General features: G+C 67.3%; 17 protein-coding genes. 5 read left to right on the top strand and 12 right to left on the bottom strand.

The genetic code is table 11. The features are described from left to right. Positions 1-15 precede the first annotated feature (15 nt). From MOE34_RS22160 to MOE34_RS22150, 3 genes are read right to left on the bottom strand one after another with little or no spacing between them, the layout of a single operon-like run. A complete protein-coding gene (locus tag MOE34_RS22160; RefSeq protein ID WP_242224795.1) occupies positions 16-3,204 on the bottom strand; it encodes an error-prone DNA polymerase in 3,189 nt (1,062 codons plus the stop codon). Further along, positions 3,201-4,724, bottom strand: coding sequence for a Y-family DNA polymerase (locus MOE34_RS22155; protein ID WP_242224793.1), 1,524 nt, complete (start codon positions 4,722-4,724; stop codon positions 3,201-3,203). The genes MOE34_RS22160 and MOE34_RS22155 overlap by 4 nt, the downstream gene beginning before the upstream one ends. Further along, complete coding sequence (locus MOE34_RS22150) at positions 4,639-5,397, bottom strand: ImuA family protein (protein WP_242224791.1); 759 nt, start codon at positions 5,395-5,397, stop codon at positions 4,639-4,641. The genes MOE34_RS22155 and MOE34_RS22150 overlap by 86 nt, the downstream gene beginning before the upstream one ends. 173 nt (positions 5,398-5,570) lie before the next feature. Here MOE34_RS22150 and MOE34_RS22145 point away from each other — a divergent pair, with 173 nt between their 5' ends. Beyond that, complete coding sequence (locus MOE34_RS22145; RefSeq protein ID WP_242224789.1) at positions 5,571-5,876, top strand: hypothetical protein; 306 nt, start codon at positions 5,571-5,573, stop codon at positions 5,874-5,876. 54 nt (positions 5,877-5,930) lie between these two features. Here the strand turns inward: MOE34_RS22145 and MOE34_RS22140 are convergent, their stop codons facing one another. From MOE34_RS22140 to MOE34_RS22100, 9 genes are all read right to left on the bottom strand, one after another. Beyond that, entirely contained in the window at positions 5,931-6,254 is a 324-nt protein-coding gene (locus MOE34_RS22140) for a hypothetical protein (RefSeq protein WP_242224787.1), read from the bottom strand. A 75-nt stretch (positions 6,255-6,329) separates the two neighbouring features. Then, the gene (locus MOE34_RS22135; protein ID WP_242224785.1) at positions 6,330-7,349 is read right to left on the bottom strand and encodes a GlxA family transcriptional regulator; all 1,020 of its coding nucleotides are present in this window, start codon (positions 7,347-7,349) and stop codon (positions 6,330-6,332) included. Between the two features lie 87 nt (positions 7,350-7,436). Then, positions 7,437-8,336 carry an SMP-30/gluconolactonase/LRE family protein gene (locus tag MOE34_RS22130; RefSeq protein WP_242224783.1) on the bottom strand — a complete coding sequence of 300 codons (900 nt, stop codon included), beginning with the start codon at positions 8,334-8,336 and terminating at the stop codon, positions 7,437-7,439. 113 nt (positions 8,337-8,449) lie between these two features. Then, the gene (locus tag MOE34_RS22125; protein WP_242224780.1) at positions 8,450-9,544 is read right to left on the bottom strand and encodes a pyridoxal-phosphate-dependent aminotransferase family protein; all 1,095 of its coding nucleotides are present in this window, start codon (positions 9,542-9,544) and stop codon (positions 8,450-8,452) included. Next, positions 9,534-10,325 (bottom strand): ABC transporter ATP-binding protein, encoded by a 792-nt coding sequence (locus MOE34_RS22120; RefSeq protein ID WP_242224778.1) that lies wholly within the window; start codon positions 10,323-10,325, stop codon positions 9,534-9,536. Before MOE34_RS22120 ends, MOE34_RS22125 begins: the two co-directional genes overlap by 11 nt. After that, positions 10,322-11,104 (bottom strand): ABC transporter ATP-binding protein, encoded by a 783-nt coding sequence (locus tag MOE34_RS22115; protein ID WP_242224775.1) that lies wholly within the window; start codon positions 11,102-11,104, stop codon positions 10,322-10,324. Before MOE34_RS22115 ends, MOE34_RS22120 begins: the two co-directional genes overlap by 4 nt. After that, a complete protein-coding gene (locus MOE34_RS22110) occupies positions 11,101-11,931 on the bottom strand; it encodes an ABC transporter permease (protein ID WP_242224772.1) in 831 nt (276 codons plus the stop codon). Before MOE34_RS22110 ends, MOE34_RS22115 begins: the two co-directional genes overlap by 4 nt. Next, positions 11,928-12,917, bottom strand: a complete 990-nt coding sequence (locus MOE34_RS22105; protein ID WP_242224770.1) for an ABC transporter permease — start codon at positions 12,915-12,917, stop codon at positions 11,928-11,930. Before MOE34_RS22105 ends, MOE34_RS22110 begins: the two co-directional genes overlap by 4 nt. A gap of 43 nt (positions 12,918-12,960) precedes the next feature. After that, on the bottom strand, positions 12,961-14,571 hold the full coding sequence (locus MOE34_RS22100; protein ID WP_242224768.1) for an ABC transporter substrate-binding protein: 1,611 nt from the start codon (positions 14,569-14,571) through the stop codon (positions 12,961-12,963). 173 nt (positions 14,572-14,744) lie between these two features. On the opposite strand from MOE34_RS22100, the gene MOE34_RS22095 reads away from it, so the two are divergent. The 4 genes from MOE34_RS22095 to MOE34_RS22080 all read left to right on the top strand — a co-directional run bounded on the left by MOE34_RS22095 (position 14,745) and on the right by MOE34_RS22080 (position 18,378). Further along, entirely contained in the window at positions 14,745-15,620 is an 876-nt protein-coding gene (locus MOE34_RS22095; protein WP_242224766.1) for a DMT family transporter, read from the top strand. A gap of 250 nt (positions 15,621-15,870) precedes the next feature. After that, complete coding sequence (locus MOE34_RS22090) at positions 15,871-16,905, top strand: methionine ABC transporter ATP-binding protein (protein ID WP_242224912.1); 1,035 nt, start codon at positions 15,871-15,873, stop codon at positions 16,903-16,905. Further along, the gene (locus MOE34_RS22085; RefSeq protein WP_242224764.1) at positions 16,895-17,563 is read left to right on the top strand and encodes a methionine ABC transporter permease; all 669 of its coding nucleotides are present in this window, start codon (positions 16,895-16,897) and stop codon (positions 17,561-17,563) included. Before MOE34_RS22090 ends, MOE34_RS22085 begins: the two co-directional genes overlap by 11 nt. Positions 17,564-17,601: 38 nt before the next feature. Further along, positions 17,602-18,378: a MetQ/NlpA family ABC transporter substrate-binding protein gene (locus MOE34_RS22080; RefSeq protein WP_242224763.1), complete on the top strand. Its 777-nt coding sequence runs from the start codon at positions 17,602-17,604 to the stop codon at positions 18,376-18,378. The last annotated feature ends 70 nt before the right edge of the window (positions 18,379-18,448 follow it).

Here is an 18,448-nt window from a genome sequence, read left to right as displayed (position 1 = left end):
ACGGACTCGCCATGCTCAGTGGAAATCGCGGGACTTGACGCGGATCGCTTCCGTCGCGCCCGCCTCTTCCTGCCCCGCCACGCCGCCGCGCCGGCCGATAGTCGCAAAGTCCGCCGAAAGATCGGTGAGGTGCTGCACCACGAGATGCACCACCTCGCCCTCCCGCTGGACATAGCCTTTGACGCCGATCATCGGCGCGCCCATCACGATGGGGCGGAACGCGAGGAAGACCTTGCGCCAGACGACGAGGTTGGCGATGCCCATCTCGTCCTCGATGGTCACGAAGATGACGCCCTTGGCCGAACCCGGCTGCTGGCGCACGAGCACGATACCGGCCGTCTCGACCTTGCGGCGATCCTTGAGCCGCGTCGCCTCCGCGCAAGTGAGGAAGCGGCGGCGCGTGAGGCTTTCGCGCAGGAAACTTACCGGATGCGCCCTGAGCGTCAGGCCGACATGGCCATAGTCCTCCACCACCTCGCCGCCTGTCGCCATGGGGCGCAGCGCCACCGCCGGCTCGCTGAGTTCGGGAACCACCGCCGCCTCCCGCGCGGCGGCGGCCGAGAAGAGCGGCAGAGGCTCGTCCCGAAGCCCCCGGATCGCCCACAGCGCCTCCCGACGGGAAAGGCCGAGCGACGGCAGGAAGGCATCCGCCTCCGCAAGCCGGACCAGCGCATCGGCCGGAAGGTCCGCACGGCGCCAGACGTCATCGACAGAAACGAAAGGCTCCTCCTCCCGGTTGGCGACCATCTTACCTGCCTCCTTGTTGCTCAGTCCCTTCACCAGCCGCAATCCCAGCCGGACCGCAAACCGTCCCGTCTCTTCCGCCGGCTCCAGCGTACAGTCCCACCGGCTCCGGTTGACGCAGACCGGCCGCACTTCCACCCCATGCTCGCGCGCATCGCGCACGATCTGCGCCGGCGCATAGAACCCCATCGGCTGGGAATTGAGCAGCGCCGCGCAGAAGACGTCCGGGTGATGGCACTTCATCCAGGCCGAGGCATAGGCTATGATGGCGAAGCTATAGGCATGGCTTTCCGGAAAGCCATAGGAGCCGAAGCCTTCGAGCTGGCGGCACATGCGCTCGGCGAATTCCTTGGCATAGCCCTTTTCAATCATGCCATCGCGCAGTTCGTCCCGGAATTTGTCCACCCCGCCTGTCTGCTTGAAAGTCGCCATCGCCCGACGTAGCTGGTCGGCCCGACCAGCTTCAAATCCAGCGCACTCAATCGCGACCTGCATCGCTTGTTCCTGAAACAGAGGCACCCCCAACGTCCTTTTCAGGACCATCTCAAAAGCGGGCTGGGGATATTCGACAGCCTCCAACCCTTGCCGTCGGCGCAAATAGGGATGCACCATGTCCCCCTGTATTGGCCCCGGCCGAACGATCGCCACCTGAATGACGATGTCATAGAATTCCTTCGGCTGAAGGCGCGGCAGCATGGACATCTGCGCGCGGCTTTCGATCTGGAAAGTGCCGATCGTGTCAGCCTTCGAGATCATCTCGTAGGTCGCCTCGTCATCTTCCGGGATGGTTTTGAGATCGTAGGTCTTTCCCTTGTGCTCCTTCAAAAAATCGAAGGCGCGGCGCATGCAGGTGAGCATGCCGAGCGCCAGCACATCGACCTTCATGAATTTCAGGTATTCGATATCGTCCTTGTCCCATTCGATCACCTGCCGCCCGTCCATGGCCGCCGGCTCGATGGGCACGAGATCGTCCAGCCGGTCGCGCGTCAGCACGAAGCCGCCCGGATGCTGCGAGAGGTGCCGGGGCCTGTCGATCAACTGGCGGGCAAGCTCGAACAGCAGTTTTATGCGGCGATCATCCACATTGAGGCCGGCACCGACGGCGTGACTTTGCGGCAGGTCGTTGGACCAGCCCCAGACCTGCGAGGACAGTGACTTCAGCACGTCCTCCGGCAGGCCCAGCGCCCGCCCGACATCGCGCATGGCCGCCCGCGAGCGGTAGCGGATGACGGTGGCGCAGAGGGCGGAGCGATCCGTGCCATAGGTGTCGTAAATCCACTTGATTACTTCCTCCCGACGCTCGTGCTCGAAATCCACATCGATATCGGGCGGCTCGCCGCGCTGCTCGGAAACGAAGCGTTCGAAGAGAAGACCATTCACCATCGGGTCGATGGCAGTGATGCCGAGCACGTAGCAAACCGCGCTGTTGGCCGCCGAGCCGCGCCCCTGGCACAGGATATCGATGGAGCGGGCATATTCCACGATGGACCGGACCGTGAGGAAATACGGGGCGTATCGCATATGCGCGATGAGCGTCAGCTCGTGGATGAGCTTGCCGCGAACCTTGTCCGGGATGCCACCGGGATAACACGCGGCCGCCCCCTCCCAAGTATACTTCTCCAGCGCCTCCTGCGGCGTGAGATGCGCATATTCCTTCTCGTCCGGGTACTGGTATTGCAGCTCGTCCAGTGAGAACCGGCAGCGCCCGGCGATTTCCCGCGTCCGGGCCAGCGCCTCCGGGTAGCGGGAGAAGAGGCGGTGCATCTCCTTCGGTGGCTTCAGGTAGCGGTCGGCGTGGCGTTCGCGCAGGAAGCCGGCATTGTCGATGGTGACGTTGTGGCGGATGCAGGTGACGATGTCCTGCAGCATGCGCCGGGCAGGCTCGTGGTAGAGCACGTCGTTGGTGACGACGGTGGGCACGCGGTGCTGCGCGGCGAGGTTGGAGAGCGCGAAGAGGCGAAGCTGGTCGTTCGGGCGGCGGCGCAGCGTGAGGGCTAGGTAGGCGCGATCACCGAAGGTTTCGCGCAGGCGGCGCAGCCGCAATGCCGTCTCCTCGTCGGCCTCCTCCGGCACCAGCACGGCGAGAAGGCCCTCGTTCCATTCCACGACATCGGCCCAGTCGAGATGGCACTTGCCCTTGCCGGCCTTCTTCTTGCCGATGGTCAGCAGGCGGCAGAGGCGGGCATAGGCCTCGCGGTCGGTGGGGTACACCAGCAGGGACATGCCGTCGACGAGATCGAGCCGGCAGCCGACGACGAGGCGGACCTGAGGCGCATCCGGCGGCAGTTCCTTCGCCGCCTTGTGGGCCTGCACGACACCCGCGAGACTGTTGCGATCCACCACGGCAAGAGCGTCGATGCCGAGTGCGCTTGCCTGCACAAACAGTTCCGCCGCGCTGCTCGCCCCGCGCAGGAACGAGAAATGCGATGTGACCTGCAGCTCGGCATAATACGGTTTCATGCGAAGACCCCGTGCAGGAACCAGCGGCCGATCCCGCTTGTCGCCTGCTCCTCGTCTCCCGAGCGGAACAGCCAGAACCGCTCCCCCTCCATGTCCTCCACCTGGAAATAATCGCGCACGGCGGCAAGCTCGGCGTCGCGCTTCCACCATTCACCGAATATCCGCTCCGGGCCGTCGGCGCATTTCACGTGCCGCCGCACGCCACGCCAGATGAAGAAGGCGGGTGGCTGGTCGGGCAGCAGTGCCATGACCTCGATCGGCTCCGGCCGCGCGAGCAGGCGCGCGGGGCGCGGCCAGCGGCCCTGCCATGTCCCGCCGTCATCCGGGGCGAGCGGCGCGATGCGGCGCACGGAGCGCTCCGGCACGTCGCTCTCCACCGGCGCGATGCGGTAAAGGCGGCGCGCGCCGATACGGTTGGCGATGACATCGACGAGGCCGGCAAGATCCGCTGTCTCCTCCTCGATCAGCGACGTGGCGGCCTGTTGCAGGACGAGCGGTTCGGCAAGCGTCGCGGTCAGGTCCATGATCTCGATGCCGAAACCCGGATCGATCGTCTCGATCCGGTCGCAGATGAGCCGGGTCAGGCGCTTCTCGTCACGCGCCGCCCGCGCCGTGCCGATGCGGATCGCCTGCAGGGAATTATCGACGCGGCGGAAGAGCAGATCGAGCCGACGCGCGCCGAGGCCACGCCGTTCCAGAACCTGGCAAAGATCGTGCACGAGGCCGGCCGTATAACGGGCAATGGTCTCGGGCGCGCCGATGGGTTCGCCGAAAACCTTGCGGACCGTCGCCAGCTCCGGGTCGCGCAGCGGATCGACCGGCTCCGAGACCGTGCCCTGTATCTGGTCGAGCCGGCGGCCCAGCAGCGCGCCGAAGCGCAGGACGAGCGGCGCGCGCGGCACGGCGAGCACATCGCCGATCGTGGAAAAGCCGAGCACATGCAGGCCCGTCACGGTTTCCGGCGGAATGCGCAGCCCCGCAAGCGGCAGGCGCGCGACGGCCTCCCCCACCGCACCATCCGGGACGACACAGACGGGATCGGCCAGAAAGCGCGCGGCGGCATAGGCCGCACCCCGCGTATCGGCGATGGCCGCGCGGGCGAAAATGCCGGAGGCGGAAAGGCGGTTGACGAGGCCGCCCAGCATGCGCGTCTCACCGCCATGCAGATGATCGGCTCCCGTCGTGTCGATGACAAGGCCGTCCGGCGGATCCGGCGCGACGATGGGCGCATAGTGCTGCAATGCCCAGAGCGCGAGACGCTCCAGCGCGGCCGCGTCCGCAGCGGGATCGGCCGGCATGGTCAGGATGTCGGGCAGCAGCGCATGAGCCTTGGTGAGCGGCATGCCGACGCGCAGTCCCGCCGTTTCCGCCGGCCGGCTCACCGCCGTCACGACGCGGCGCGATCCCTCGCGCCCGACGAGGACGAGCCGTGCGTCAGGCGGAGGCGCTGAAGCGCCCATGGCCCGCCGCAGGCGATCGATCGGCCAGCCGGGAAGAAAAAGCGATACGACCCTCGGCATCGGATGCCTCCACTTCGAATTCCGCCGCCTCCCCTGCCCGGCAGCGCGTGAGTTCCAGCCGCCACCGCGCCCGACCGACACCCGGTACGGGAAGCGGCGCCGACGGGGCGACGGACACCTGCCAGCGCGTCACGGCGGCCGTGGGCAACAGGAACGTCCCCACTTCCCGCCGGTGCCGGAAACGGCGCAGGGCGATGCCGAGCGTGCCGCCGGCTTCCGCGGCGAGTTGCAGGCGGCGTGAAGCGGTCATCGACAAGCGCGCGACCTCCGCCACGACAGCGCCCAGCCCGCCATGGCGCAACCCCTCCTCGAAACAGAGGAGCAGGCTCTTCTCGTCGCGCGCCTCCACATAGAGGACGCGACCGGGCGCAAGGCCCGCCTGCGCCAGCGCCGGGGCGAAGAGATCGGGCCGCGTCAGACACCAGAGCACCTGCCCCCTGGTGCGCGCCGCGATGCCCGCGGCAAAGAGCATGGCCGCCGCGCCCTCGACCGCATCATTGCCGCCGCCGTAAATCTCATGCAGGCTGGCGAGCGCCAGCCCGCCGCCCGGCAGCCTTTCGTCGATCTCCGGCACGCCGAAGGGCAGCACCGCCCGGTCGCGCAGGGCGCGGCCGTCGAACTGCCGGATGCGGTCGCGCAGGTCGGCGACAACGGCATGGGCGGAGGCGGACATCGGCTTGGCGGCTCCCGGTTGATAGATAATTGTTCTCTATTTGTTCTCAATTCCGAGAAGAGTCAATCAGGCTTTCCCGCCGGAACGATCACAGTTTGAATCATTGCCGGGAACCAACCGGCGCGGCGGAAGTTCTTCCTGTCGCCATTCCCATCAATCCAGGAGACATGTCCATGGCTGACGAAAAGAGCACCGGCAAACGCACGCTTGGCGTCGTTGAGGGGCGCGACAGCATTTCGCAAGAGGCGAAGGCCGCAGAAGCGGAGGCCACGATCAACGAGCAGATCGAGGCGCTGAAGGCTGAGATCGGCCGGATGAAGGAATCCGCGGGGCTGATCGCCGAAGGCACCGGGCAGATCGCGGTCGCCAAGGCGGAGTCGCTGCGCGAGGAAGCCCGCCGCACGATCCAGGCCAATCCGCTCGCGGCCCTGGCCGGCGCGGCCTTCATCGGCTACCTCTTCGGCCTGCGCCACCGGTGAGAAAGCGCCTTGCGCTTATGAAAAAGCCCGGCATGGCCGGGCTTTTTATTGTCCTCAGAACCAGCGTTGGCGGCGGGGCGGCTCGCTTTCCAGGGAGCCGAGCAGATAGCCGACGACCATGCCGGCGATCCCGGCCGTCAGCACCACGCCCGAAAGGGCGGCGGGATGCTCCCGGGCAGCCTGCGCCACGGCCGCGCCTTCATTGCGGACATATTTCGTGGCCGAGCGAACGGCGGGGCGGGCAGCGTCCATCGCATTGCCAGCGCGCTCGCGCATCGTCTCATAGGCTTCGGCACCCCGCTCGCCGAGGTCCTTCTGAAGGGCGGCGATCTCGTCGCGGAGAGCGGAAATCTGGGATTGAACGTCGTTGCTTGCCATTGCGGTCTCCTTGTCAGCGATGAGGAACGAACGGATGGCGGGCGGCTTGGTTCCAAGTCGCAGGGAGAATTGCCGTCAGCTTGCCTGGCGGCGGCCGTCGCGGCGGATCTGCGAAGGCGTATCGCCGAAGGCGGCGCGGAAGCGCCGGGTGAAATGCGACAGGCTCTCGAAGCCGGTCTCAAGCGCGATCTCGATCAGCGGCTTGTTGGTGCGCATCACCATGGTCAACGCGGCAGCCATGCGGATCTTCATGTAGATCGCGCTCGGCGAGGCGCCCATGTCGCTCTCGAACAGGCGTTCGAGCTGGCGGCGGGAGACGTTCGTCATCGTGGCGATGCTGTCGATGGAGAGCAGGTCTTCCGTGTGCTGCTCCATCATCATGATGGCGAGATGCACACGGCGGTCGCGCGCTTCGAGGCCCAGCGGATTGCGCGGCTGGACGTCGGTAGCGTCGCGTCGGTGGCGGATCTGGAGGATTTCCAGCGCATTGCGCTCGGCCGCTTCGCCGACATGGTGGCGCACCAGGGTCGCCGCAAGGTCGGCGACGCTGCTGCCGCCGGCGCAGGTGGCGACCTTGCCGTCGAAGCGGAAGATCTGCTCCGACGTCGCCTCGATATCGGGATAGCGGGCGCGGAAATCGCGGTGGTGCAGCCAGCTCACGCAGGCCGTATGCCCCTTGAGCAGCCCCGCCTCGGCAAGGATGAAGCTGCCCGTACAGAGACCGATCAGCCCGACGCCCGCATCGGCCGCCTTGCGCAGATAGGTCCTCGCGTAGCTGTCGATCGGCTCCTCCACGTTCAGGAGGCCGCCGACGACGGCGATGTAGTCGAAACTGGAGGGATCGGCGAAGGGCGCGGTCGGCGCGACCTGGATGCCGCTCGAGGAGGAGATGAAGTTGCGCGTGCTGCTGATGACGTCCCAGTCGCAGTTGACGCGGCGGGAGCGGTCCTCGCTGTCGCTGGCAAGCCGCAGCGTATCCACGAACAGCGCGAAGGCGGAGAGGGTGAAACTCTTCGACAGGATGAAACCGACGCGCAACGCCTTCGGCGCCGCCGCCCCGCTCATCTCCTTCGATGTCCGAACATCCACCGCCATCGGGCCTCCCATTCCGCTCCGCGGGCATTATAGGCGGGAAGCACCCGGGAGCGATAGCGGAATCTGCCCTTCCGCGCCGCCATTGCTTCAGGGCCGTCGCGCGCCGCGCACGGCGAGCGACACGGCATAGAGCGATGTCGTGGCGGTGATGAAGAGGCGATGGCCGTTCCGGCCGCCGAAGCAGACGTTCGAAACCGTCTCCGGCACGAGGATTTTCCCGAGCCGCCGGCCATCAGGGGCGATGCAATGCACGCCGTCGCCCGCCGAGGACCAGAGATTGCCGTTCTCGTCCACGCGCATGCCGTCCGCGCAACCGGGCGAAATGGCATGGAAAACGTCGCCGCCCGTCAGGCTCCCGTTGGCCGCCACGTCGAAGGCGCGGATGTGGCGCGGATCGTCCGTGTGAATGCGCCCGGTATCGGCGACGTAGAGGCGCGTTTCATCCGGGCTGAAGGCAAGGCCGTTCGGGCAGTTGAAATCGGTCAGCATGGCGCGGACATGGCCCGAATGCGGATCGACGCGGTAGACATTGCAGGGCAGCGCCTGCTCGCTGCGCGTGCCCTCATAATCCGAAGCGATGCCGTAGTGCGGATCGGTGAACCAGATCGCACCGTCCGAGGCGACGACGACGTCGTTGGGCGAGTTCAGCGGCTTGCCCTCGTAACGGTCAGCGATCACGGTGATGGCGCCATCGTGCTCCGTACGCGTGACGCGGCGCGTGCCGTGTTCGCAGGTCACGAGGCGGCCTTCCCGGTCGCGCGTGTTGCCGTTGGAAAAATTCGACGGCTCGCGGAATGTCGTGATGCCGAGCGTGGCGCTCCAGCGCAGCATGCGGTTGTTGGGAATGTCGGAGAACAGAAGGCAATCGTGATCGCCGAACCAGATCGGACCCTCGGCCCAGTCGAACCCGCCGGCAAGCTTCTTGAGCGGCGCGTTGCCCAGCACGAAACTGGAAAAGACGGCCTCTTCGGCCTCGAAAAACGACATCCCCGCCTCCCTTGCGATGGAAATGCTTTTAACGGCAACGACCGCGCCCGCCTAGCCCGCGCGGGGATCGGCGGCGAACAGGAAGCCGCGGCGGCTTTGCACCACCGCTTTTCTCAATCCGCATAATGCGCGGCGACGGCCGCGGCGGCCGTGGCGATATCCGCCTCGAGGCCGAGCTTGCGAAGGGCGATACCATAGGCCGCGACATTGCCGAGCACCGCCTCGAAACAGGCGCGCCTGCCGGTGTGGTTGAGCCGCACGAGGTTTTCAGCGCCGGGGCCGACACCCGGCGACATATCCGTGTCGAGATGGGCGGCGGCGGCAAGGAAGGCCTCCGCATCCACGCCGTCGGGCAACCTTGCCGTCGTGACGAGATGCGACGCGCGGCCGGGCGCGGCCCAAGGCTGCGCCCCGAGCGCGATTAGCCCCTCGCGCGCGGCCTTTGCCGCTTGGGCATGGCGCACGAGAACGGCGTCCGGGCCTTCCGCCTCGAAACGGTCGAGCGCAGCTTCCAGCGCGAAGAATTCCAGTGCGGCGGAGGTGCCGGGCAGCGCGCCGCGGCCGGCATCGAGCCAAGCCTTGCGATCGAGCAGCGACAGCGTCGAATCCTGCGGTCCGCCTTCGGCCGTTATCAGTCTCCATGCGGCCGGACTGACCGAGAGGGCCGAAACGCCGGCCGGCCCGGCCAGCGACTTCTGCGGCCCGATCACGGCGATATCGACGCCGAGCGCATCGACATCCAGCGCATGGCCGCCGACGGATGCGACGGCATCCACCACCGTCACGATGCCCCGCGCACGCGCGGCGACGACAATCTCCTCCAGCGGGTTGAGCACGCCGTTCGCCGATTCCGCATGGCAGAAGATGACGACTTTCGTTTCCGGATGCGCATCGAAGGCGGCCGTCACGGCCTTGGCGTCGATCGAGCGGGCCGGCTCGGCGGAAAGCGTCACCACCTCCGCGCCGCCCCGCCGCAGCCAGCCGCCGAACCATGCGCCGAAAGGACTGGTGACGATGTTGATCGCCTTCAGGCCCGGGCGGGCAAGGCTCGCTGTTGCCGCCTCCAGCGCCACGACAGCCTCCGCCTGGAACAGCAGGATATCGTTCCGGGTTTTCAGGATCCTGCCGAGCCTATCGGCGACGAGGCCGAAGCGCTCGGGCGGGAAGACGGGAGCGTCGTTCAGGGCATTCCAGTGGTCAAACGGCATTGCGGTCTTCCTGTCGGATAATAAGGCGCGGCACCGCGCGCACGAGCGCGCGGGCAGCTTGCGATTGCGGCGCACCGGTCACCGCGGCCGCCGGTCCGGTCCCCACGATCCTGCCTCCATCCATGATGGCGATGCGGTGGGAGACCGCGGCGAGCACGGCAAGGTCGTGGGAGATGAACAGATAGGCGATGCCGCGCTCGGCCTGCAGGGCGACGAGGAGTTCGAGGATCCTTTCCCGCAGCGAGACGTCGAGGGCGGAAACCGCCTCGTCGAGCACGATCATGGCGGGCCGCGCGGCAATGGCCCGGGCAATGGCGATGCGCTGGCGCTGGCCGCCCGACACGTCGCGGATCGAGCGCGCGGCATAGGACGCCGGCAAGCCGACGCGGTCGAGCAGCGCCGCAACCTCCCGCTCCCGCCCGGCCTTCGGAACTGTGCCGTGGATGCGCAGCGGGTCCTCGATCACGGCAGCGACGGTGGCGCGGGGATTGAACGCGCCGAGCACGTCCTGGAACACCATCTGCATCTTCGCCCGTCGCCGGCGCAGTTCGCCGCCGGAAAGCGCAAGCCAGTCCTCGCCGCCGAAATGTATCGTACCGCCATCGGCCGGGACGAGGCGCGTGAGGACGCGCGCCAGCGTCGATTTTCCGCTGCCGGACGCGCCGGCAAGGCCGAGGGTCTCCCCCGCCGCAAGGGTCAGCGACACGCCGTCGAGCGCGGCAACGTCGCGGCCGCCCGATGCGTAGCGCTTGCGAAGATCCCGGATATCGAGCAGCGTCATCGGCCCGCCTCCCGGATCAGCGGCGGTGTCGCAAGGTCGCGGTGGCTGGCGATCAGCGCGGCGGTATAGGCCGCCTGCGGTGCGGCGAGAACCTCGGCCGTCGCGCCGGTTTCGACAAGCTGCCCGTCATGGAAGATCGCCGCCCGGTCGGCAAAGCCGGAGGCGAGCGCGATATCGTGGGTGACGAAGACCAGCGTCATACCGCCCTCACGCACGAGTTCGTCGAGCAGCGCGACGATCTCCGCCTGCACCACCATGTCGAGCGCGCTGGTCGGCTCGTCGGCGATCAGCAGGCCGGGCTTCGCCGCCAGCGCCGCCGCAATCGCCACACGCTGGCGCTGGCCGCCAGAGAGTTGATGAGGGAAGGCGCGGAGGGTCCTTTCGGGATCGGGAATGTGCACGCGCACCAGCATCTCTAGCGCATGGGCCTCAGCTTGCCAGCGCGAAAACCCGAGGTGGCGGCGCGCGCCTTCGGCGACCTGTTCACCGATAGTCAGAACCGGATTGAGGCTGGCGGACGGGTCCTGGAAGACGAAGCCGATATCGCGGCCGGCGCGCGGAATATGCCCAGCCGCCCAGCGCAGGCTTCCCGCAACGCGCGCGCCATCCGGCAAAAGGCCGGCGAGCGCCCGCGCGAAGGTGCTCTTGCCGGAGCCGCTTTCGCCGATGATCGCCAGCCGCTCGCCGGTGCGGATATCGAGATCGATATCCCTCAGAGCAGAGGCTGGCTGGCCGCGATAGGTGACGGCAAGCTGGCGGATTTCGCAAAGCGCCGTCATGCCGCCCCTCCCCGATGGGCGAGCGCCTTGCCCAGCCCCTCGCTCAGGAGATAGACGCCGACGACCGTCGCCACCAGCGCGATGCCGGGGAAAATCGACAGGAAGGGCGAGGAGCGCAGGACGTTCCGCCCCTCGGCGATCATCGATCCCCAGGTGACGATGTTCGGATCGCCGAGGCCGAGGAAGGAGAGCGCCGCTTCCGTCAGGATCGCGGCGGCGACGATGATGGCCGAGAGCGCCAGAACCGGCGGCAGCACGTTCGGCAGGATTTCCCGCAGGGCGATCTCCACGGGATGCATGCCGGCGACGCGCGCCGAGGCGACATAGTCGCGCTCGCGCACGGACAGCACTTCGGCCCGCGTCAGCCGCGCCGGATCGGCCCAGGCGCCGAGCGCGATGGCCAGCACCACGACCGGCACGGACGCGCCGATGACGCTGACGAAGGCGAGCGCCAGAAGGAAGCTCGGCACGATCTGGAAGGCATCGACCACCCGCATCAGCGCCTCGTCGAGGATGCCGCCGGCAAAGCCCGCCGCCAGCCCGACGCAAAGGCCGATGGCAAGGGCGGCGCACGCCGCCGCCAGCCCGACGAGAAGCGAGGTGCGCGCGCCGTGCACGATGCCCGCCAGAACATCGCGCCCCAGCCGGTCCGTGCCGAGCGGGAAGGCCGGATCGGTGAAGGGCGCGGTCAGCGCGCGGCCGGCGATACGCAAGGGATCGCCCGGCGACAGAACCGGCGCGAGAAGCGCGACGAGCGCGAGCACGACGAGAAGGCAAAGCCCTGTCGCGCCCTCAGGCGTCCGCAGAAGGTTGCGCAGCAGCCTCATGCGCCACGCTCCGAGGCTCCGACGCGCGGGTCGAGCGCGGCATAGGCGATATCGATCGCCAGATTGACGAGGACGACCAGCACGGCGCTCACGACGATGATGCCGGTGAGCAGCGCCGTATCGCGCCCGCTCACCGCCTCCTGCGCCAGCCGCCCGAAGCCGGGAATGGCGAAGATGCTCTCGATGACGACGCTGCCGCCGAGCATGGCGGCCGATTGCAGCCCAAGCATGGTGACGAGCGGCAGGAGCGCATTGCGCGCGACATGCCGGAGCACGATCCGCGCCCGCGACAGGCCCTTGGAGCGGGCGAAGAGGACGAAATCCAGCCCCCAGACCTCCGCCATCCCGGCCCGCATGACGCGCAGGAAGAGCGCCGTGTAGGCCAGCGTCAGCGTCGCGACCGGCAGCGCCAGATGGGCGGCGATATCGGCGGCGCGCGAAAGGCCGGTGCGCCCGGAGGCGATGGTCTCGATGCCGGAGGTGGGCAGCCAGCGCAGCTGCACGGCAAAGACGATGCTGAGGACGAGGCCAAGCCAGAAGCCGGGGATGGCGTAGAGGACGAGCGAGAGCGTCGAGAGGACCCGGTCGCGCCCGCTGCCGGGCTTTGCCCCGGCGACGATGCCGAGCGCCGAGCCGATGGCGAAGGAGAGCGCCGTGGCGCTGCCCATCAGCAGGAGCGTGTTGGGCAGGCGTTCGAGGATGAGGTCGCGCACCGGCCGGTCGAAGGCGACGGACCAGCCGAGGTCGAGCCGGGCGAGCGAGGTGAGGTAGAGCCAGAGCCGCGCCGCCATGGACTGGTCGAGGCCGTAGGAGACGCGCAACGACTGCGCGATGGTCGCATCTCCCCCACCGATCGAAAGGAGATAGGCATCGACGGCATCGCCCGCCGCCGCCTCCAGCAGCAAGAATGTCAGCACGACGACGATCAGCAGCACGGGAATGCTGCCGAACACGCGGCGTCTCAGCAATCGAAGGGTTCGGTTCACGCTGCGCCTGACCTGACGATATTCTCCCGTTGAGCGGACCCTATCACGATTGCAGCGCAGTATCCGCCCAGTTGGAGACCGCCCAGCGCGGATTGCTGGCGACGTTCTGCACCGTGTCGCGCGCGACCGTGATGAACCCCCATTCGGCGACGTTGATCAGCGGCAGGTCGGAGACGACCAGCTTCTGGAACTGCCGGTAAAGCTCCGTCCGGGCGGCCTCGTCCACCGTCTCCGCCGCCCTGGTGATCACCGCGTCGAGTTCCGCATTGGCATAGCCGCCCTGGTTTGAGAAACTGACGCCGGCGGGAATGCCGGATTGCACGAGGATGGTCGTGGAGATCGCCGGATCGCCGCGGAAGACCGGCGGGGCGACGGCGAGGTCGAAGTCGTGATCGGTATAGACCGCCTTCTGGTGCGCGGCGGAATCGGCGTTGACCAGTTCCGCGTCGATGCCGACCGCGGCGAGCGCCTGCCGCAGGTAATCGCCGAACTGGCGCGTCTCGTTGAAATAGGGCGCGGGGCGCAGCTTCAGCGCAAAGCGCTTGCCGTCCGCGCCCCTGGCATAGCCGGCCTCGTCGAGAAGCGCATTGGCCCTGGCGACGTCGAAATCGTAGGCGGGCACGTCAGCATCGTAGAATTGCGGCGCGTTCCTGGGCACCGGGCCGGTGGAGGCCGTGGCATAGCCGAGGAAGATCGTGTCCACCACGAATTTCTTGTCGATGGCATGGGCGATGGCCTGCCGCACCTTGAGGTCGGCCAGCTCCTTGCGGCGATGGTTGATCTCCACGACGAGCTGGTAGGTCAGTGCCTCGTAGCCCTTGGTGATCACCTCGATGCCCGGCACCTTGGAGATGCGGTCGAGATCGGTGAGCGGAACGGCGGAGAAGGCGGCAAGCTGGATCTCCTCGGCCTCCAGCGCGGCGCCCGCGCCGGCGCGGTCCGGCAGCACGCGGAAGATGATCTCGTCGAGCTTCGGCTGGCTTTTGTCCCAATAGGCCTCGTTGCGGGTCAGGCGATAATATTCGCCGGGCTTGTATTCGGCGAAACGGAAGGGGCCGGTACCGACGAGCTGGATATTCGCCGGGTTGGCGGCGATGTCCGTGCCCTCGTAGAGATGTTTCGGCACGACGCTGCTGACGACGGGAAGCGCGTTGCGGATGAGTTGCAGCGGTGTGGGCCTGGAGAAGCGGAAGATCGCGGTCGCATCGTCGGGCGTCTCGACGGTCTCCAGATTGGCGAAGACGACGCGGCCGAGATTCTGCAGAGGCTTCCAGATGTTGAGCGCCGAGAAGGCGACATCGGCGGAGGTGAAGGGCTTGCCGTCGTGCCAGGTCACGCCCTCGCGCAAATGGAACGTCACCGAAAGCCCGTCCTGCGAGCCTTCCCAGGCGGTGGCGAGACGCGGCGCCAGCCCATCCTTGCCGTCGAAGGAGGCCTCGGCCAGCGGCTCCACCACCTTGCTCGCCACGAAGAACACGCCGTTGGAGGCGACGATGGCCGGGTTGAGGTTCTTCGGCTCAGAATCGGCCGCCACGATCAGCCGTCCGCCGGATGGGGCATCCTGTGCAAGGCCGAGTGTCGGCAGGGCCGTGGAGGCCAGCAGCGCCGCCCCCGCCTGCAAGAAGGTTCGCCGGGTTGGGGTCGCGCTCAGCATCTGTCTCTCCTGCCTTTGCATCGGATATTGGCGGCGAATCGACCGCAAGCACAGAGAGGAAATTCTCCCGCCCCGTCTTGCAAGAACAAATTCTTGCAACGAACGAACGCTACACGCCCATAAGACCGACGCGCCGTGCTATCAGGGGGCACCGATTCCATGTTGATTGTCCGATGACCTCCAAGACCCGCGGCTACCTCTTTGCCTTCCTCGCGATCTGCATCTTCGCGGGCCAGGACGCCATTACCAAATATCTCGGCGACCGCTATCCGCCGCTTTTCATCACGATGATCCGGTTCTGGGCCTTCGCGGTCTTCGTGTTCTGCTTCGCCGCCTCCTCGCCGGGCGGGGTGCGCGGCGCGGTCACGACGCGGCGTCCCTGGCTGCAGATCGTGCGCGGCCTGCTGCTGGTCGCCGAGATCGTCGTCATCGTCTATTCCTACGTCCATGCCGGCCTCGCCATGAGCCAGTCGATCTTCCAGGCGACGCCGCTGATCATCACCGTCCTGTCGATCCCGCTGCTCGGCGAGACGGTCGGCTGGCGGCGGGGCGCGGCCGTGCTTGTCGGCCTGGTCGGCGTTCTGGTGATCATCAACCCGGTCGACATCCATTTCGACATGTCGCTGCTCCTGCCGCTCGGCGCCTCCGTGCTGTTCGCCCTCTACAGCATCGCCACGCGCGCGGTCAGCCGGGAGGATTCAGCCGTGACGAGCCTGTTCTACGCGGGCGTCGCCGGCGCTGTCGCGATCTCGCTGATCGGCCCGTTCCACTGGACCGAGGTGCAGGGGGCGGACTGGTTCGCCCTCGCTGCGCTCTGCGTTTGCGGCACGCTCAGCCACTATTTCCTCATCCGCGCCTACGGGCTGCTGCCGGCCGCCGAGGTCCAGCCGGTCACCTATTTCCAGCTCGTCCTCAACGTCATCCTCGCCGTCAGCCTCTTCGGCGAGATCATCACTCCCAACATGGTGGTCGGCGCCGTCATCGTCGTCGGCGCGGGCCTCTTCACCATCTGGCGGGAGCATCAGCTCGCAAAGCGGAACCGCGCCTGACCGCCGCGATATTCCGTGGATGGGCGAATCTTTGGAATGCTATTCCTGTCAAATCCGCGCCGGGCGGGGCATCCGTGGTCCGGTCGGAACCCACCTGTGACGGTGGGTCGCCCTCCATCGGGGGCTTGGCGTCTTCGCATGGCGGAGCGGCGATGCTATCTGGCACGGACGACCGGACTGAAAACGTGAGCAGACAATGACATTTCCCACCGCGGCATCCCCCGCCGCCCCGCCCGGGCAGACAGCGCCCATGGTGCTCTTCAAGGGCGTGACCAAGCGCTTCGGCGACGACGCCAACGCCTTCATCGCGCTCGACGGCGTCGACATGGCCGTCGGCCGCGGCGCCATCACCGGCATCATCGGACGGTCCGGCGCGGGCAAGTCCACGCTCATCCGCCTCGTCAACGGCCTCGAGAAGGCGACGGCGGGCGAGGTGGTGGTGGACGGAACCGAGGTCGGCGGGCTGAACGATGCGGCCCTGCGCGGCCTTCGCCGCGAAGTCGGCATGATCTTCCAGCACTTCAACCTACTCTCCTCGCGCACCGCCTTCGACAATATCGCCCTGCCGCTCGAAATCGCCGGACTGGACCGCGCCGCGATCAGGGCCAAGGTCGGCCCGCTGCTCGATCTCGTTGGTCTCGGCGACAAGGCGGAACGCTACCCGTCCGAACTTTCCGGCGGCCAGAAGCAGCGCGTCGGCATCGCCCGCGCGCTCGCCACCTCGCCCAAGCTCCTGCTCTCCGACGAGGCGACCTCCGCGCTCGACCCGGAAACCACCCAGTCGATCCTCGCGCTCCTCAAGCAGATCAACGCCGATCTCGGCCTGACGGTGCTCCTGATCACCCACGAGATGGAGGTAGTGAAGACCATCGCCTCGCATGTCGCGGTCATCGACAAGGGCCGGATCGTCGAGCAGGGCCGCACCTTCGACATCTTCACCGCGCCGCAGCACGAGACGACGCGCATCCTCCTCTCCTCGACGCTCGGCATCGGCCTGCCGGAATGGCTGCGCTCCGGCGTCAAGGCCGCACCGTCCACCGGCGACCGCATCCTCGTGCGCCTCACCTTCTTCGGCGCGACGGCCTTCCAGCCGCTGACGGCGCGGCTGGTCACGGAGATCGGCGGAGACGTCAACATCCTCGCAGGGGCCATCGAGGAGATCGCCGGGGAACCCTTCGGCACGCTCGTCGTCGCCTATCCCGCGACACCCGACGTCCTCGAACGCGCCGACCGCTTCTATGCCGAAACCGGCCTTGCCACGGAGGTGCTCGGCTATGTCGCCTGACATGCTCTTCGACATTCTCTGGAAATCGCTGCTGCAGACGCTGCACATGGTCGCCGTCTCGGGTCTCGTCGGCTCGCTGATCGGCCTGCCCATCGGCGTCTTCCTCGCTACCAGCGCGCGGGGCGAGCTGTTCCCGGCCCCGGCGCTCAATTCCGCGATCGGTCTCGTCGTCAACGCGGCGCGCTCCACGCCTTTCATCATCCTCGTCGTCGCCATCATCCCCTTCACGCGCCTTCTGACGGGCACGTCCATCGGCACGACGGCAGCCATCGTGCCGCTCACCATCGCCACCGTCCCGTTCTTCGCGCGCCTCGTGGAAGCGGCGATCCGCGACGTGGACAAGGGTCTGATCGAGGCGGCCCGCGCCATGGGCGCGACGCCGATGCAGATCGTCCTGAAGGTGCTCCTCGCCGAGGCACGGCCGGCGATCCTTCTCGCCTTCACCATGACCATCGTCAGCCTGATCGGCTATTCGGCCATGGTCGGGGCGGTCGGCGGCGGCGGTCTCGGCGACCTCGGCATCCGCTACGGCTACCAGCGCTTCATGCCCGAGGTCATGCTGGCGGTGGTCGTGGTGCTGATCGTCCTCGTCCAGCTCGTGCAGAGCGCGGGCGACGCGCTCGCCCGCCGCTTCGACAAGCGCAACCGCAAAACCTGATTTCACGCCTCCCAAGCAGCATCATGAAGGAGATACACATGATGAAATTCCTCGTCACCGCGGCCCTCGCCGCCCTCGTCAGCGGCACTGCGCTCGCCGAAGACATCAAGATCGGCGTCACGCCGGGCGAGCACGCGCAGATCATGGAAAAGGTCAAGGACGTCGCCGCCCAGAAGGGCCTTAACATCGAGATCCTCGAATTCTCGGATTACGTCGTGCCGAACCAGGCGCTGGCCGATGGCGACCTCAACGCCAATTCCTTCCAGCACCAGCCCTATCTCGACAACCAGATCGCCGATCGCGGCTTCGACCTCGTCAGCGTCGGCAAGACGATCACCACCCCGATGGGCGTCTATTCCAAGAAGGTGAAGAACCTCGGCGAGCTGGCCGAAGGCGCGACCGTCGCCATTCCGAACGACCCGACCAACGGCGGCCGCGCGCTTCTCGTCCTCGCCAAGGAAGGCCTCATCAAGGTCAACCCGGAAGCAGGCCTCAAGGCCGGCCCGGCCGACGTGACGGAAAACCCGAAGAACATCACCTTCGCCGAACTCGACGCCGCCCAGCTTCCGCGCTCGCTCGACGACGTCGACGCGGCCGTCATCAACACCAACTATGCGCTGGAAGCCGGCCTTCACCCGAAGTCCGACGCCATCGCCATCGAAGGCGCCGAATCGCCCTATGCCAACCTGATCGTCGTGCGCAGCGCCGACAAGGACGCCCCCTGGGTAAAGACGCTCGTCGAGGCCTATCACGACGACAGCATCAAGGCCTTCATCAACGAGGAGTTCAAGGGCGCGCTAATCCCCTCCTGGTAATCCGCATTTGCCAGCATGACTGACGACGGCGCGGCGTCCCGGAACATCGGGGCGCCGCGTCTTGTTTCGG

This window comes from Shinella zoogloeoides (genome assembly GCF_022682305.1).
GTDB classification, from domain to species: Bacteria; Pseudomonadota; Alphaproteobacteria; order Rhizobiales; family Rhizobiaceae; genus Shinella; species Shinella zoogloeoides_B.
Note: the sequence above shows the minus strand (reverse complement) of the source record. Positions and strands in the feature narration are given on the sequence as shown.